This window comes from Escherichia sp. WS2035 (genome assembly GCF_046487065.1).
Classification (GTDB): domain Bacteria; phylum Pseudomonadota; class Gammaproteobacteria; order Enterobacterales; family Enterobacteriaceae; genus Escherichia; species Escherichia coli.
This window is the reverse complement of sequence record NZ_JBJQKD010000003.1, coordinates 304,346-319,390: the sequence shown is the minus strand read 5'-3', so window position 1 is coordinate 319,390 and position 15,045 is coordinate 304,346. Positions and strand designations below refer to the sequence as shown.

At 53.0% G+C, this 15,045-nt stretch carries 12 protein-coding genes; 10 read left to right on the top strand and 2 right to left on the bottom strand.

Annotation, left to right across the window (positions count from 1 at the left end; all coding sequences use genetic code 11):
- From nusA to mtr, 10 genes are all read left to right on the top strand, one after another.
- On the top strand, positions 1-1,488 hold the full coding sequence (nusA, locus tag ACJHX4_RS08445; protein ID WP_001031057.1) for a transcription termination factor NusA: 1,488 nt from the start codon (positions 1-3) through the stop codon (positions 1,486-1,488).
- 24 nt (positions 1,489-1,512) lie between these two features.
- Complete coding sequence (gene infB / locus ACJHX4_RS08440) at positions 1,513-4,185, top strand: translation initiation factor IF-2 (RefSeq protein ID WP_000133040.1); 2,673 nt, start codon at positions 1,513-1,515, stop codon at positions 4,183-4,185.
- Between the two features lie 163 nt (positions 4,186-4,348).
- Positions 4,349-4,750, top strand: coding sequence for a 30S ribosome-binding factor RbfA (rbfA, locus tag ACJHX4_RS08435; RefSeq protein ID WP_001040205.1), 402 nt, complete (start codon positions 4,349-4,351; stop codon positions 4,748-4,750).
- Positions 4,750-5,694 (top strand): tRNA pseudouridine(55) synthase TruB, encoded by a 945-nt coding sequence (gene truB / locus ACJHX4_RS08430; protein WP_000089698.1) that lies wholly within the window; start codon positions 4,750-4,752, stop codon positions 5,692-5,694. Before rbfA ends, truB begins: the two co-directional genes overlap by 1 nt.
- Positions 5,695-5,842: 148 nt before the next feature.
- A complete protein-coding gene (gene rpsO, locus ACJHX4_RS08425) occupies positions 5,843-6,112 on the top strand; it encodes a 30S ribosomal protein S15 (RefSeq protein WP_000059466.1) in 270 nt (89 codons plus the stop codon).
- Positions 6,113-6,358: 246 nt separating this feature from the next.
- A complete protein-coding gene (gene pnp / locus ACJHX4_RS08420) occupies positions 6,359-8,494 on the top strand; it encodes a polyribonucleotide nucleotidyltransferase (RefSeq protein ID WP_001296445.1) in 2,136 nt (711 codons plus the stop codon).
- 108 nt (positions 8,495-8,602) lie between these two features.
- Entirely contained in the window at positions 8,603-9,487 is an 885-nt protein-coding gene (gene nlpI, locus ACJHX4_RS08415; RefSeq protein ID WP_000802080.1) for a lipoprotein NlpI, read from the top strand.
- Positions 9,488-9,593: 106 nt separating this feature from the next.
- Positions 9,594-9,674, top strand: coding sequence for a protein YrbN (gene yrbN, locus ACJHX4_RS08410; RefSeq protein ID WP_010723222.1), 81 nt, complete (start codon positions 9,594-9,596; stop codon positions 9,672-9,674).
- Positions 9,667-11,556: an ATP-dependent RNA helicase DeaD gene (gene deaD, locus ACJHX4_RS08405; protein WP_001295553.1), complete on the top strand. Its 1,890-nt coding sequence runs from the start codon at positions 9,667-9,669 to the stop codon at positions 11,554-11,556. The genes yrbN and deaD overlap by 8 nt, the downstream gene beginning before the upstream one ends.
- Positions 11,557-11,709: 153 nt before the next feature.
- The gene (mtr, locus tag ACJHX4_RS08400; protein ID WP_000224355.1) at positions 11,710-12,954 is read left to right on the top strand and encodes a tryptophan permease; all 1,245 of its coding nucleotides are present in this window, start codon (positions 11,710-11,712) and stop codon (positions 12,952-12,954) included.
- Positions 12,955-13,071: 117 nt separating this feature from the next.
- On the opposite strand, the gene ACJHX4_RS08395 is transcribed toward mtr, so the two are convergent.
- Positions 13,072-14,079 (bottom strand): luciferase-like monooxygenase, encoded by a 1,008-nt coding sequence (locus ACJHX4_RS08395; RefSeq protein ID WP_000130380.1) that lies wholly within the window; start codon positions 14,077-14,079, stop codon positions 13,072-13,074.
- 80 nt (positions 14,080-14,159) lie between these two features.
- Positions 14,160-15,038: a U32 family peptidase gene (locus tag ACJHX4_RS08390; RefSeq protein ID WP_001296442.1), complete on the bottom strand. Its 879-nt coding sequence runs from the start codon at positions 15,036-15,038 to the stop codon at positions 14,160-14,162.
- Positions 15,039-15,045: the final 7 nt, after the last annotated feature.

Sequence of the window (15,045 nt, the reverse complement as noted above, 5' to 3'; positions counted from 1 at the left end):
ATGAACAAAGAAATTTTGGCTGTAGTTGAAGCCGTATCCAATGAAAAGGCGCTACCTCGCGAGAAGATTTTCGAAGCATTGGAAAGCGCGCTGGCGACAGCAACAAAGAAAAAATATGAACAAGAAATCGACGTTCGCGTACAGATCGATCGCAAAAGCGGTGATTTTGACACCTTCCGTCGCTGGTTAGTTGTTGATGAAGTCACCCAGCCGACCAAGGAAATCACCCTTGAAGCCGCACGTTATGAAGATGAAAGCCTGAACTTGGGCGATTACGTTGAAGATCAGATTGAGTCTGTTACCTTTGATCGTATCACTACCCAGACGGCAAAACAGGTTATCGTGCAGAAAGTGCGTGAAGCCGAACGTGCGATGGTGGTTGATCAGTTCCGTGAACACGAAGGTGAAATCATCACCGGCGTGGTGAAAAAAGTAAACCGCGACAACATCTCTCTGGATCTGGGCAACAACGCTGAAGCCGTGATCCTGCGCGAAGATATGCTGCCGCGTGAAAACTTCCGCCCTGGCGACCGCGTTCGTGGCGTGCTCTATTCCGTTCGCCCGGAAGCGCGTGGCGCGCAGCTGTTCGTCACCCGCTCCAAGCCGGAAATGCTGATCGAACTGTTCCGTATTGAAGTGCCGGAAATCGGCGAAGAAGTGATTGAAATTAAAGCAGCGGCTCGCGACCCGGGATCTCGTGCGAAAATTGCGGTGAAAACCAACGATAAACGTATCGATCCGGTAGGTGCTTGCGTAGGTATGCGTGGCGCGCGTGTTCAGGCGGTTTCTACTGAACTGGGCGGAGAGCGTATCGATATCGTCCTGTGGGATGATAACCCGGCGCAGTTCGTGATTAACGCAATGGCACCGGCAGACGTTGCTTCTATCGTGGTGGATGAAGATAAACACACCATGGATATCGCCGTTGAAGCCGGTAACCTGGCGCAGGCGATTGGCCGTAACGGTCAGAACGTGCGTCTGGCTTCGCAGCTGAGCGGTTGGGAACTCAACGTGATGACCGTTGACGACCTGCAGGCTAAGCATCAGGCGGAAGCGCACGCAGCGATCGACACCTTCACCAAATATCTCGACATCGATGAAGACTTCGCGACTGTTCTGGTAGAAGAAGGCTTCTCGACGCTGGAAGAACTGGCCTATGTGCCGATGAAAGAGCTGTTGGAAATCGAAGGCCTTGATGAGCCGACCGTTGAAGCACTGCGCGAGCGTGCTAAAAATGCACTGGCCACCATTGCACAGGCCCAGGAAGAAAGCCTCGGTGATAACAAACCGGCTGATGATCTGCTGAACCTTGAAGGGGTAGATCGTGATTTGGCATTCAAACTGGCCGCCCGTGGCGTTTGTACGCTGGAAGATCTCGCCGAACAGGGCATTGATGATCTGGCTGATATCGAAGGGTTGACCGACGAAAAAGCCGGAGCACTGATTATGGCTGCCCGTAATATTTGCTGGTTCGGTGACGAAGCGTAATAAACTGTAGCAGGAAGGAACAGCATGACAGATGTAACGATTAAAACGCTGGCCGCAGAGCGACAGACCTCCGTGGAACGCCTGGTACAGCAATTTGCTGATGCAGGTATCCGGAAGTCTGCTGACGACTCTGTGTCTGCACAAGAGAAACAGACTTTGATTGACCACCTGAATCAGAAAAATTCAGGCCCGGACAAATTGACGCTGCAACGTAAAACACGCAGCACCCTTAACATTCCTGGTACCGGTGGAAAAAGCAAATCGGTACAAATCGAAGTCCGCAAGAAACGCACCTTTGTGAAACGCGATCCGCAAGAGGCTGAGCGCCTTGCAGCGGAAGAGCAAGCGCAGCGTGAAGCGGAAGAGCAAGCCCGTCGTGAGGCAGAAGAATCGGCTAAACGCGAGGCGCAACAAAAAGCTGAACGTGAGGCCGCAGAACAAGCTAAGCGTGAAGCTGCTGAACAAGCGAAACGTGAAGCTGCGGAAAAAGACAAAGTGAGCAATCAACAAGACGATATGACTAAAAACGCCCAGGCTGAAAAAGCCCGCCGTGAGCAGGAAGCTGCAGAGCTCAAGCGTAAAGCCGAAGAAGAAGCGCGTCGTAAACTCGAAGAAGAAGCACGTCGCGTTGCTGAAGAAGCACGTCGTATGGCGGAAGAAAACAAATGGACTGATAACGCGGAACCGACTGAAGATTCCAGCGATTATCACGTCACTACTTCTCAACATGCTCGCCAGGCAGAAGACGAAAGCGATCGTGAAGTCGAAGGCGGCCGTGGCCGTGGTCGTAACGCGAAAGCAGCGCGTCCGAAGAAAGGCAACAAACACGCTGAATCAAAAGCTGATCGTGAAGAAGCTCGTGCAGCAGTACGTGGCGGTAAGGGCGGAAAACGTAAAGGTTCTTCGCTGCAGCAAGGCTTCCAGAAGCCAGCTCAGGCCGTTAACCGTGACGTTGTGATCGGCGAAACCATCACCGTTGGCGAACTGGCGAACAAGATGGCGGTTAAAGGCTCTCAGGTCATCAAAGCGATGATGAAACTGGGCGCAATGGCAACCATCAACCAGGTTATCGATCAGGAAACCGCACAGCTGGTTGCTGAAGAGATGGGCCACAAAGTTATCCTGCGTCGTGAAAACGAGCTGGAAGAGGCGGTAATGAGCGACCGTGACACGGGTGCTGCGGCTGAACCGCGCGCGCCGGTTGTGACCATCATGGGTCACGTTGACCACGGTAAAACCTCTCTGCTGGACTACATTCGTTCAACGAAAGTGGCCTCTGGCGAAGCGGGCGGCATTACCCAGCACATTGGTGCATACCACGTTGAAACTGAAAACGGCATGATCACCTTCCTGGACACCCCGGGGCACGCCGCGTTTACTTCAATGCGTGCACGTGGTGCGCAGGCAACGGACATCGTAGTCCTGGTTGTTGCTGCAGACGACGGTGTAATGCCGCAGACCATCGAAGCTATCCAGCACGCGAAAGCGGCGGGTGTTCCGGTGGTGGTTGCTGTGAACAAAATCGATAAACCAGAAGCCGATCCGGATCGCGTTAAGAACGAACTCTCCCAGTACGGCATCCTGCCAGAAGAGTGGGGCGGCGAAAGCCAGTTCGTACACGTATCTGCAAAAGCGGGTACCGGTATTGATGAACTGCTGGATGCTATCCTGCTGCAGGCGGAAGTTCTGGAGCTGAAAGCGGTACGTAAAGGTATGGCGAGCGGTGCGGTTATCGAATCCTTCCTCGATAAAGGTCGTGGTCCGGTTGCTACCGTTCTGGTACGTGAAGGTACTCTGCACAAGGGCGATATCGTTCTGTGTGGCTTCGAATACGGTCGTGTTCGTGCAATGCGTAACGAACTGGGTCAGGAAGTGCTGGAAGCGGGTCCGTCCATTCCGGTGGAAATCCTCGGCCTGTCCGGCGTACCGGCTGCGGGTGATGAAGTTACCGTTGTACGTGACGAGAAGAAAGCGCGTGAAGTTGCACTTTATCGTCAGGGTAAATTCCGCGAAGTTAAACTGGCGCGTCAGCAGAAATCTAAACTCGAGAACATGTTCGCCAACATGACCGAAGGCGAAGTTCACGAAGTGAATATCGTCCTGAAGGCAGACGTACAGGGTTCTGTGGAAGCAATTTCTGACTCCTTGCTGAAACTGTCTACTGACGAAGTTAAAGTGAAGATCATCGGTTCTGGCGTAGGTGGTATCACCGAAACCGACGCTACCCTGGCTGCGGCGTCCAACGCCATCCTGGTTGGCTTCAACGTACGTGCTGATGCCTCTGCACGTAAAGTGATTGAAGCGGAAAGCCTGGATCTGCGTTACTACTCCGTCATCTATAACCTGATCGACGAAGTGAAAGCGGCGATGAGCGGTATGCTGTCTCCGGAACTGAAACAGCAGATTATCGGTCTGGCGGAAGTTCGTGACGTGTTCAAATCACCGAAATTTGGTGCTATCGCAGGTTGTATGGTTACCGAAGGTGTGGTTAAACGTCACAACCCGATCCGCGTTCTGCGCGACAACGTGGTTATCTACGAAGGCGAGCTGGAGTCCCTGCGACGCTTCAAAGATGACGTTAACGAAGTCCGTAACGGTATGGAATGTGGTATCGGCGTTAAGAACTACAACGATGTCCGCACTGGCGATGTGATCGAAGTATTCGAAATCATCGAGATCCAACGTACCATCGCTTAAGGTTTTTAGGGTTCCATGCGGGATAAGGCGTTTATGCCGCATCCTGTATGGATTGCCTGATGCGACGCTGGCGCGTCTTATCAGGCCAACGTGAACAGCCCTTCCACCTGAAATTAATTTTAAAAAGGGGCTAACAGCCCCTTTTTTGTCAGGAGAATTTATTATGGCGAAAGAATTTGGTCGCCCGCAGCGCGTAGCGCAGGAAATGCAAAAAGAGATCGCTCTCATCCTGCAGCGTGAAATTAAAGATCCTCGTCTGGGCATGATGACCACCGTTTCCGGTGTCGAAATGTCTCGCGACCTGGCGTATGCCAAAGTATATGTGACGTTCCTCAACGACAAAGATGAAGACGCGGTTAAAGCGGGCATCAAAGCGTTGCAGGAAGCTTCTGGTTTCATCCGCAGCCTGCTGGGGAAAGCGATGCGCCTGCGTATCGTGCCGGAACTGACCTTCTTCTACGACAACTCTCTGGTTGAAGGGATGCGCATGTCAAACCTGGTGACCAGCGTGGTCAAACATGACGAAGAACGTCGTGTTAACCCGGACGACAGCAAGGAGGACTAATGAGTCGTCCTCGTCGTCGCGGTCGCGACATTAACGGCGTTTTGTTGCTGGATAAACCGCAGGGGATGTCCAGCAACGATGCGCTGCAAAAAGTGAAACGGATTTATAACGCCAACCGTGCCGGGCATACCGGTGCGCTGGACCCGCTGGCGACCGGCATGTTGCCAATTTGCCTCGGGGAAGCGACGAAGTTTTCCCAGTATCTGCTGGACTCCGACAAACGTTATCGGGTCATTGCGCGTCTTGGACAGCGTACCGATACTTCTGATGCCGACGGACAAATCGTTGAAGAACGTCCGGTAACCTTTAGTGCAGAGCAACTGGCGGCGGCGCTGGATACCTTCCGTGGCGATATCGAACAGATTCCTTCGATGTATTCAGCACTGAAATATCAGGGCAAAAAACTGTACGAATACGCGCGTCAGGGCATTGAAGTTCCACGTGAAGCGCGCCCGATTACCGTTTATGAATTGCTGTTTATTCGCCATGAAGGCAATGAGCTGGAGCTGGAAATTCACTGCTCAAAAGGCACTTATATCCGCACTATCATTGACGATCTCGGCGAAAAACTCGGTTGTGGCGCGCATGTTATTTACTTGCGTCGTCTGGCGGTAAGTAAATATCCGGTTGAACGGATGGTGACCCTGGAACATCTGCGTGAACTGGTTGAGCAAGCCGAACAGCAGGATATTCCGGCTGCGGAGTTACTTGACCCATTACTGATGCCAATGGACAGTCCAGCTTCGGACTACCCAGTGGTGAATCTTCCGTTAACGTCTTCTGTTTACTTCAAAAATGGTAACCCAGTTCGTACATCCGGTGCGCCGCTGGAAGGACTGGTTCGCGTTACAGAGGGTGAGAACGGCAAGTTTATCGGTATGGGCGAAATTGACGATGAAGGCCGCGTTGCGCCTCGTCGCCTGGTGGTTGAATACCCGGCGTAATGTTAACCGTCTTGCGATAACAGGTCGCTACGAGTAGAATACTGCCGCTTAACGTCGCGTAAATTGTTTAACACTTTGCGTAACGTACACTGGGATCGCTGAATTAGAGATCGGCGTCCTTTCATTCTATATACTTTGGAGTTTTAAAATGTCTCTAAGTACTGAAGCAACAGCTAAAATCGTTTCTGAGTTTGGTCGTGACGCAAACGACACCGGTTCTACCGAAGTTCAGGTAGCACTGCTGACTGCACAGATCAACCACCTGCAGGGCCACTTTGCAGAGCACAAAAAAGATCACCACAGCCGTCGTGGTCTGCTGCGCATGGTTTCTCAGCGTCGTAAACTGCTCGACTACCTGAAACGTAAAGACGTAGCACGTTACACCCAGCTCATCGAGCGCCTGGGTCTGCGTCGCTAATTCTTGCGAGTTTCAGAAAAGGGGGCCTGAGTGGCCCCTTTTTTCAAGCTGACGGCAGCAATTCACTGGAAACTAATGTATTGTTGCTATGAATGATCTTCCGTTGCAGAGGTTCGCGCGGCTAATGAGAGGCTTTACCCACATAGAGCTGGGTTAGGGTTGTCATTAGTCGCGAGGATGCGCAGAAGATCGGGTATTAACACCAGTACCGTAAGGTACTGTCTAAGAAAGAGAAAGGATATTACATTGCTTAATCCGATCGTTCGTAAATTCCAGTACGGCCAACACACCGTGACTCTGGAAACCGGCATGATGGCTCGTCAGGCTACTGCCGCTGTTATGGTTAGCATGGATGACACCGCGGTATTTGTTACCGTTGTTGGTCAGAAAAAAGCCAAACCAGGTCAGGACTTCTTCCCGCTGACCGTTAACTATCAGGAGCGTACCTACGCTGCTGGTCGTATCCCGGGTAGCTTCTTCCGTCGTGAAGGCCGCCCAAGCGAAGGCGAAACCCTGATCGCGCGTCTGATTGACCGCCCGATTCGCCCGCTGTTCCCGGAAGGCTTCGTCAACGAAGTTCAGGTTATCGCCACCGTGGTTTCTGTTAACCCGCAGGTTAACCCGGATATCGTCGCGATGATTGGTGCTTCCGCAGCACTGTCTCTGTCTGGTATTCCGTTCAATGGCCCGATTGGTGCTGCCCGTGTAGGTTACATCAATGACCAGTACGTACTGAACCCGACTCAGGACGAACTGAAAGAGAGCAAACTGGACCTGGTTGTTGCCGGTACAGAAGCTGCCGTGCTGATGGTTGAATCTGAAGCTGAACTGCTGAGCGAAGACCAAATGCTGGGCGCAGTGGTGTTCGGTCATGAACAACAGCAGGTTGTTATTCAGAACATCAATGAACTGGTGAAAGAAGCCGGTAAACCGCGTTGGGATTGGCAGCCGGAGCCGGTAAACGAAGCGCTGAACGCGCGCGTTGCTGCGCTGGCTGAAGCTCGTCTGAGCGATGCTTACCGCATCACCGACAAACAAGAGCGTTATGCGCAGGTTGATGTCATCAAATCTGAAACCATCGCGACACTGCTTGCTGAAGACGAAACCCTGGACGAAAACGAACTGGGTGAAATTCTGCACGCTATCGAGAAAAATGTTGTTCGTAGCCGCGTACTGGCCGGCGAACCGCGTATCGACGGTCGTGAAAAAGATATGATCCGTGGTCTGGATGTGCGTACTGGTGTGCTGCCGCGTACTCACGGTTCTGCGCTGTTCACCCGTGGTGAAACGCAGGCGCTGGTTACCGCAACGCTGGGTACTGCTCGTGACGCGCAGGTTCTTGATGAACTGATGGGCGAACGTACCGATACCTTCCTGTTCCACTACAACTTCCCTCCGTACTCCGTAGGCGAAACCGGCATGGTCGGTTCTCCGAAGCGTCGTGAAATTGGTCACGGTCGTCTGGCGAAGCGCGGCGTGCTGGCAGTAATGCCGGATATGGACAAATTCCCGTACACCGTACGTGTTGTGTCTGAAATCACCGAATCCAACGGTTCCTCTTCTATGGCTTCCGTGTGCGGCGCGTCTCTGGCGCTGATGGACGCCGGTGTGCCGATCAAAGCTGCCGTTGCGGGTATCGCAATGGGTCTGGTGAAAGAAGGCGACAACTACGTTGTACTGTCTGACATTTTGGGCGACGAAGATCACCTGGGCGATATGGACTTCAAAGTTGCGGGTTCTCGTGACGGTATCTCTGCATTGCAGATGGATATCAAAATTGAAGGTATCACCAAAGAGATCATGCAGGTTGCACTGAACCAGGCTAAAGGTGCGCGTCTGCATATCCTGGGCGTAATGGAACAGGCGATCAATGCGCCGCGCGGTGATATCTCTGAGTTCGCTCCGCGTATCCATACCATCAAGATCAATCCAGACAAGATCAAAGACGTTATCGGTAAAGGCGGTTCTGTAATCCGTGCTCTGACCGAAGAAACTGGCACTACCATCGAAATCGAAGATGACGGTACTGTGAAGATCGCAGCGACCGACGGCGAGAAGGCGAAAAACGCTATTCGTCGTATCGAAGAGATCACTGCAGAAATCGAAGTAGGCCGCGTCTACAATGGTAAAGTGACCCGAATCGTTGACTTTGGCGCATTTGTTGCCATCGGCGGCGGTAAAGAAGGTCTGGTCCACATCTCTCAAATCGCTGATAAACGCGTTGAGAAAGTGACCGATTACCTGCAGATGGGTCAGGAAGTACCGGTGAAAGTTCTGGAAGTTGATCGCCAGGGCCGTATCCGTCTGAGCATTAAAGAAGCGACTGAGCAGTCTCAACCTGCTGCAGCACCGGAAGCTCCGGCTGCTGAACAGGGCGAGTAAGGTTGCCATTTGCCCTCCGCTGCGGCGGGGGGCTTTTAACCGGGCAGGACGCCTTGTTAGCAACCGGGAACAGGACGTTCATTCAACCGTGGTCTTCGGGAGTGGGAAATGAAGCCTTTTTTGCGCTGGTGTTTCGTTGCGACAGCACTTACGCTTGCAGGATGCAGTAATACTTCCTGGCGTAAAAGTGAAGTCCTCGCGGTACCATTGCAACCGACTTTACAGCAGGAAGTGATTCTGGCACGTATGGAACAAATCCTTGCCAGTCGGGCTTTAACCGATGACGAACGCGCACAGCTTTTATATGAGCGCGGAGTGTTGTATGATAGTCTCGGTCTGAGGGCATTAGCGCGTAACGATTTTTCGCAAGCGCTGGCAATCCGACCGGATATGCCTGAAGTATTCAATTACTTAGGCATATATTTAACGCAGGCAGGCAATTTTGATGCTGCCTATGAAGCGTTTGATTCTGTACTTGAGCTTGATCCAACTTACAACTACGCGCACTTGAATCGCGGGATCGCATTATATTACGGCGGTCGTGACAAGTTAGCGCAAGATGATCTGCTGGCGTTTTATCAAGACGATCCCAATGATCCTTTCCGTAGTCTGTGGCTTTATCTCGCCGAGCAGAAGCTCGATGAGAAGCAGGCTAAAGAAGTGTTGAAACAGCACTTCGAAAAATCGGATAAGGAACAGTGGGGATGGAACATTGTCGAGTTCTACCTGGGCAACATTAGCGAACAAACGTTAATGGAAAGGCTCAAGGCGGACGCAACGGATAACACCTCGCTCGCTGAGCATCTCAGTGAAACCAACTTCTATTTAGGTAAGTACTACCTAAGTCTGGGGGATTTGGACAGCGCCACGGCACTGTTCAAACTGGCGGTTGCCAACAACGTTCATAACTTTGTTGAGCACCGATACGCATTGTTGGAATTATCGCTCCTGGGCCAGGACCAAGATGACCTGGCAGAATCGGACCAGCAATAGCTGACGTACACATCAGCCCGTAATCTTTTTTGATTGCCATCACCTTAACGGGTGAGGGCGTTGTTGTTCGTTAATACACCTACTTTGAGCCGGTTCACACTTTTCAATGAAAATTGCTGATCAATTTCATGATGAGTTATGTAGACTGGCCGCCATTAATTTTGAGGCACACGTACTACATGGCTGAATTCGAAACCACTTTTGCAGATCTGGGCCTGAAGGCTCCTATCCTTGAAGCCCTTAACGATCTGGGTTACGAAAAACCATCTCCAATTCAGGCAGAGTGTATTCCACATCTGCTGAATGGCCGCGACGTTCTGGGTATGGCCCAGACGGGGAGCGGAAAAACTGCAGCATTCTCTTTACCTCTGCTGCAGAATCTTGATCCTGAGCTGAAAGCACCACAGATTCTGGTGCTGGCACCGACCCGCGAACTGGCGGTACAGGTTGCTGAAGCAATGACGGATTTCTCTAAACACATGCGCGGCGTAAACGTGGTTGCCCTGTACGGCGGCCAACGTTATGACGTGCAATTACGCGCCCTGCGTCAGGGGCCGCAGATCGTTGTCGGTACACCGGGCCGTCTGCTGGACCACCTGAAACGTGGCACTCTGGACCTCTCTAAACTGAGCGGTCTGGTTCTGGATGAAGCTGACGAAATGCTGCGCATGGGCTTCATCGAAGACGTTGAAACCATTATGGCGCAGATCCCGGAAGGTCATCAGACCGCTCTGTTCTCTGCAACCATGCCGGAAGCGATTCGTCGCATTACCCGCCGCTTTATGAAAGAGCCGCAGGAAGTGCGCATTCAGTCCAGCGTGACTACCCGTCCTGACATCAGCCAGAGCTACTGGACTGTCTGGGGTATGCGTAAAAACGAAGCACTGGTACGTTTCCTGGAAGCGGAAGATTTTGATGCGGCGATTATCTTCGTTCGTACCAAAAACGCGACTCTGGAAGTGGCAGAAGCTCTTGAGCGTAACGGCTACAACAGCGCCGCGCTGAACGGTGACATGAACCAGGCGCTGCGTGAGCAGACACTGGAACGCCTGAAAGATGGTCGTCTGGACATCCTGATTGCGACCGACGTTGCAGCCCGTGGCCTGGACGTTGAGCGTATCAGCCTGGTGGTTAACTACGATATCCCGATGGATTCTGAGTCTTACGTTCACCGTATCGGTCGTACCGGTCGTGCAGGTCGTGCTGGTCGTGCACTGCTGTTCGTTGAGAACCGTGAGCGTCGTCTGCTGCGCAACATCGAACGCACCATGAAGCTGACCATTCCGGAAGTAGAACTGCCGAACGCAGAACTGCTGGGCAAACGTCGTCTGGAAAAATTTGCCGCTAAAGTACAGCAGCAGCTGGAAAGCAGCGATCTGGATCAATACCGTGCACTGCTGAGCAAAATTCAGCCGACTGCCGAAGGTGAAGAGCTGGATCTCGAAACTCTGGCAGCCGCACTACTGAAAATGGCACAGGGTGAACGTACTCTGATTGTTCCGCCAGATGCGCCGATGCGTCCGAAACGTGAATTCCGTGACCGTGATGACCGTGGTCCGCGCGATCGTAACGACCGTGGCCCGCGTGGCGACCGTGAAGATCGTCCGCGTCGCGAACGTCGTGATGTTGGCGATATGCAGTTGTACCGTATTGAAGTGGGCCGCGATGATGGTGTTGAAGTTCGTCATATCGTTGGCGCGATTGCTAACGAAGGCGACATCAGCAGCCGTTACATCGGTAACATCAAGCTGTTTGCTTCTCACTCCACCATCGAACTGCCGAAAGGTATGCCGGGTGAAGTGCTGCAACACTTTACGCGTACTCGCATTCTCAACAAGCCAATGAACATGCAGTTACTGGGCGATGCACAGCCGCATACTGGCGGTGAGCGTCGTGGCGGTGGTCGTGGTTTCGGTGGCGAACGTCGTGAAGGCGGTCGTAACTTCAGCGGTGAACGCCGTGAAGGTGGCCGTGGTGATGGGCGTCGTTTTAGCGGCGAACGTCGTGAAGGCCGCGCACCGCGTCGTGATGACTCTACCGGTCGTCGTCGTTTCGGTGGTGATGCGTAATCATCGCTGAACAGCGAACACAATCTGTAAAATAATATATACAGCCCCGATTTTACCCATCGGGGCTTTTTTTCTGTTTTTTGTACTCATGTACTGGTACAGTGCAATGCATAACAACGCAGTCGCACTATTTTTCACTGGAGAGAAGCCCTCATGGCAACACTAACCACCACCCAAACGTCACCGTCGCTGCTTGGCGGCGTGGTGATTATCGGCGGCACCATTATTGGCGCAGGGATGTTTTCTCTGCCAGTGGTCATGTCCGGGGCGTGGTTCTTCTGGTCAATGGCGGCGCTGATTTTCACCTGGTTCTGTATGCTGCATTCCGGCTTGATGATTCTGGAAGCTAACCTGAATTACCGAATCGGTTCGAGCTTTGACACCATCACCAAAGACCTGCTCGGCAAAGGCTGGAACGTGGTCAACGGCATTTCCATTGCCTTTGTGCTCTACATCCTGACCTATGCCTATATTTCTGCCAGTGGTTCGATTCTGCATCACACCTTCGCAGAGATGTCGCTAAACGTCCCGGCACGGGCAGCGGGTTTTGGTTTTGCACTGTTGGTGGCGTTTGTGGTGTGGTTGAGCACCAAAGCCGTCAGTCGCATGACAGCGATTGTGCTGGGGGCGAAAGTCATTACCTTCTTCCTCACCTTCGGTAGCCTGCTGGGGCATGTGCAGCCTGCGACATTGTTCAACGTCGCCGAAAGCAATGCGTCTTATGCACCGTATCTGTTGATGACGCTGCCGTTCTGTCTGGCATCGTTTGGTTATCACGGTAACGTACCGAGCCTGATGAAGTATTACGGCAAAGATCCGAAAACCATCGTGAAATGCCTGGTGTACGGTACGCTGATGGCGCTGGCGCTGTATACCATCTGGTTGCTGGCGACGATGGGTAACATCCCGCGTCCGGAGTTTATCGGCATCGCCGAGAAGGGCGGTAATATTGATGTGCTGGTACAGGCGTTAAGCGGCGTACTGAACAGCCGTAGCCTGGACCTTCTGCTGGTTGTGTTCTCAAACTTTGCGGTAGCGAGTTCGTTCCTTGGCGTAACGCTGGGCCTGTTTGACTATCTGGCAGATCTGTTTGGTTTCGACGACTCGGCTGTGGGCCGTTTGAAAACAGCGTTGCTGACCTTTGCCCCGCCGGTTGTGGGTGGCCTGCTGTTTCCTAACGGATTCCTGTACGCCATTGGTTATGCTGGCTTAGCGGCTACCATCTGGGCGGCAATTGTTCCGGCGCTGCTGGCCCGCGCATCGCGTAAACGCTTTGGTAGCCCGAAATTCCGTGTATGGGGCGGCAAGCCGATGATTGTGCTGATTCTGGTGTTTGGCGTCGGCAACGCACTGGTGCATATCTTATCGAGCTTTAATGTGCTGCCGGTGTATCAGTAATCAGAGGTGCCTTATCCGACATTTCTGCTGCCTACACAATGCCTGATGCGCTTCGCTTATCAGGCCTACGTAGGACAGCGTTGCCATCTCGGATAAGGCTTCCTACGTTAAAACACACTACCCCAACAACTCTTCCTTCACATCCATCGCCAGCTCAAACGAATGCAGGCGTGCCTGGTGGTCGAAAATCTGCCCGTTAACCATAATCTCATCGGCGTCGGTTTCGCGCAGGATCGACTGCAAGCCATGACGCACTTTCGCTTTATCGCCCACCAGCGACATACTTAGCGCCTGCTGCACGCCATACTGTTCGGACGGTGACCAGAACTGATCCATATTTTGAATCGGTGGCGGCAGTTGCCCGGTTTCGCCGCGACGCAGCTTCACAAAGGCTTGCTGCATTGAGGTAAACAGAAACTCAGCGTCGCGGTTACTGTCGGCGGCAATAATATTGATGCACACCATCGCATACGGTTTCTCCAGCCGTGCCGACGGTTTGAAGTTGCTGCGATAAAGATGCAGCGCCTGGAACAGCATATCCGGCGCGAAGTGTGAGGCAAACGCGAACGGCAGACCAAGCTGCGCCGCCAGTTGTGCACTGTAAAGGCTGGAGCCTAGCAACCACACCGGGATTTTCTCGCCATAGCCCGGTACAGGGCGCACATGCGGATTGGGATCGCGGGCATCAAACCAGTCCACCAGTTCCGCGACATCGCGAGGGAAATTATCAATATCGCCGCTCATATGACGACGTAGCGCCATCATTGTCCGTTGGTCGCTACCCGGCGCGCGACCCAGCCCCAAATCGATTCGCCCCGGATAGAGCGTATTAAGCGTGCCGAACTGTTCGGCAATGACCAACGGTGAGTGGTTAGGCAACATCACGCCGCCAGACCCCAGATGCAGCGTGGTGGTATTCGCCGCCAGATAGCCAATTAACACCGACGTTGCAGCACTGGCAATGCCGGTCATATTGTGGTGTTCTGCCAGCCAGTAGCGATGATAGCCGCGCTTTTCAGCCAGACGGGCGAGGTCGAGAGAGTGGGAGAACGCTTCCCGCGCTGAAGAACCTTCGGGGATGGGGGCCAGATCGAGTAGCGAAAACGCAATGGTTTTATCAGTCATAACAGCTCACTTTGTTACCGATTAGTCTTTAATACTGCATTAAAGAGTAGTTAAAGTTGTTAACAAAGTGAGCTATATACTTACGCTTGCAGCTCCAGCCCGGCCAGCCGCCGCCAGTAGCCGTTACAGTCGCTGTTTGCCGTCAACGGTAGTGGCGCAGCGCCATTTTCATTAGCGCGGAAGGCATCGAGCATTGCGAAAGTGTCAGTACCCTGCGGTGACAGGCGGACCACATCGACCAGCCCCTGCATGGATGCCAGCTCGTTACCGAGGTTGTAAACGTAGCCGCTCATGGTCTGAATGCCGTTGAGTACAAACACTTGTTGGTTTTCCTGCGACAGTACGTTGCGCCCGTTCGGATACTTAATGCAGCAGGTTTCACACTCATCTTTCGGGCGGTCTTCCGAACGCGCGGTAAAGCAGCGTGCGGAGTAGGCCAGCGGTAGATGACCGTAGCTCAGGACTTCCACTTCAAACTGGTTGCGAATGCCCAACTCATCGCACTGATTAAGCAGATTCACCAGCCAGTCGCGGGAAAGCTCCACCGGCATACACCAGCGCATCATGCCCTGTTTAAGCAATATTTTCAGCGTCACCGCGTTGTAGCAGTTCAGCGCGTGCCCGGCGACGAACGGCAGTTTGCGTTCAGCGCACATATTCACCACGCCGAGATCGCTGGCTTCAATCAGAAACTCACCGTTCTCAACATAGCGTTTCAGTTCGCCCAGTTCAGAGGATGCCTGCACCAGCGCCAGCGTGGAGAGCACAATCTGCTTACCACTTCCGGCGAGTGATTTTGCCATCTCCAGCCAGTCGCCAACTTTGGTTGCCCGGCGCTTGCTGCATACCGCTTCACCAAGATAAATCACGTCTGCGCTGCTGGCGGCGGCCTGCTGATAAAAGTCTTCCAGCGTCTCTTTTGGCCAGTACCATAGCACCGGCCCTAAGGAATATTTCATTGCTTTT

Bases quoted from the DNA above. Each gene is read 5' to 3' on its own strand.
- yrbN (WP_010723222.1), top strand. From the start codon at position 9,594: ATGAAAATTGCTGATCAATTTCATGATGAGTTATGTAGACTGGCCGCC.
- mtr (WP_000224355.1), top strand. From the start codon at position 11,710: ATGGCAACACTAACCACCACCCAAACGTCACCGTCGCTGCTTGGCGGC.
- truB (WP_000089698.1), top strand. From the start codon at position 4,750: ATGAGTCGTCCTCGTCGTCGCGGTCGCGACATTAACGGCGTTTTGTTG.
- ACJHX4_RS08395 (WP_000130380.1), bottom strand. From the start codon at position 14,079: ATGACTGATAAAACCATTGCGTTTTCGCTACTCGATCTGGCCCCCATC.
- rpsO (WP_000059466.1), top strand. From the start codon at position 5,843: ATGTCTCTAAGTACTGAAGCAACAGCTAAAATCGTTTCTGAGTTTGGT.
- infB (WP_000133040.1), top strand. From the start codon at position 1,513: ATGACAGATGTAACGATTAAAACGCTGGCCGCAGAGCGACAGACCTCC.
- ACJHX4_RS08390 (WP_001296442.1), bottom strand. From the start codon at position 15,038: ATGAAATATTCCTTAGGGCCGGTGCTATGGTACTGGCCAAAAGAGACG.
- deaD (WP_001295553.1), top strand. From the start codon at position 9,667: ATGGCTGAATTCGAAACCACTTTTGCAGATCTGGGCCTGAAGGCTCCT.
- nusA (WP_001031057.1), top strand. From the start codon at position 1: ATGAACAAAGAAATTTTGGCTGTAGTTGAAGCCGTATCCAATGAAAAG.
- rbfA (WP_001040205.1), top strand. From the start codon at position 4,349: ATGGCGAAAGAATTTGGTCGCCCGCAGCGCGTAGCGCAGGAAATGCAA.
- nlpI (WP_000802080.1), top strand. From the start codon at position 8,603: ATGAAGCCTTTTTTGCGCTGGTGTTTCGTTGCGACAGCACTTACGCTT.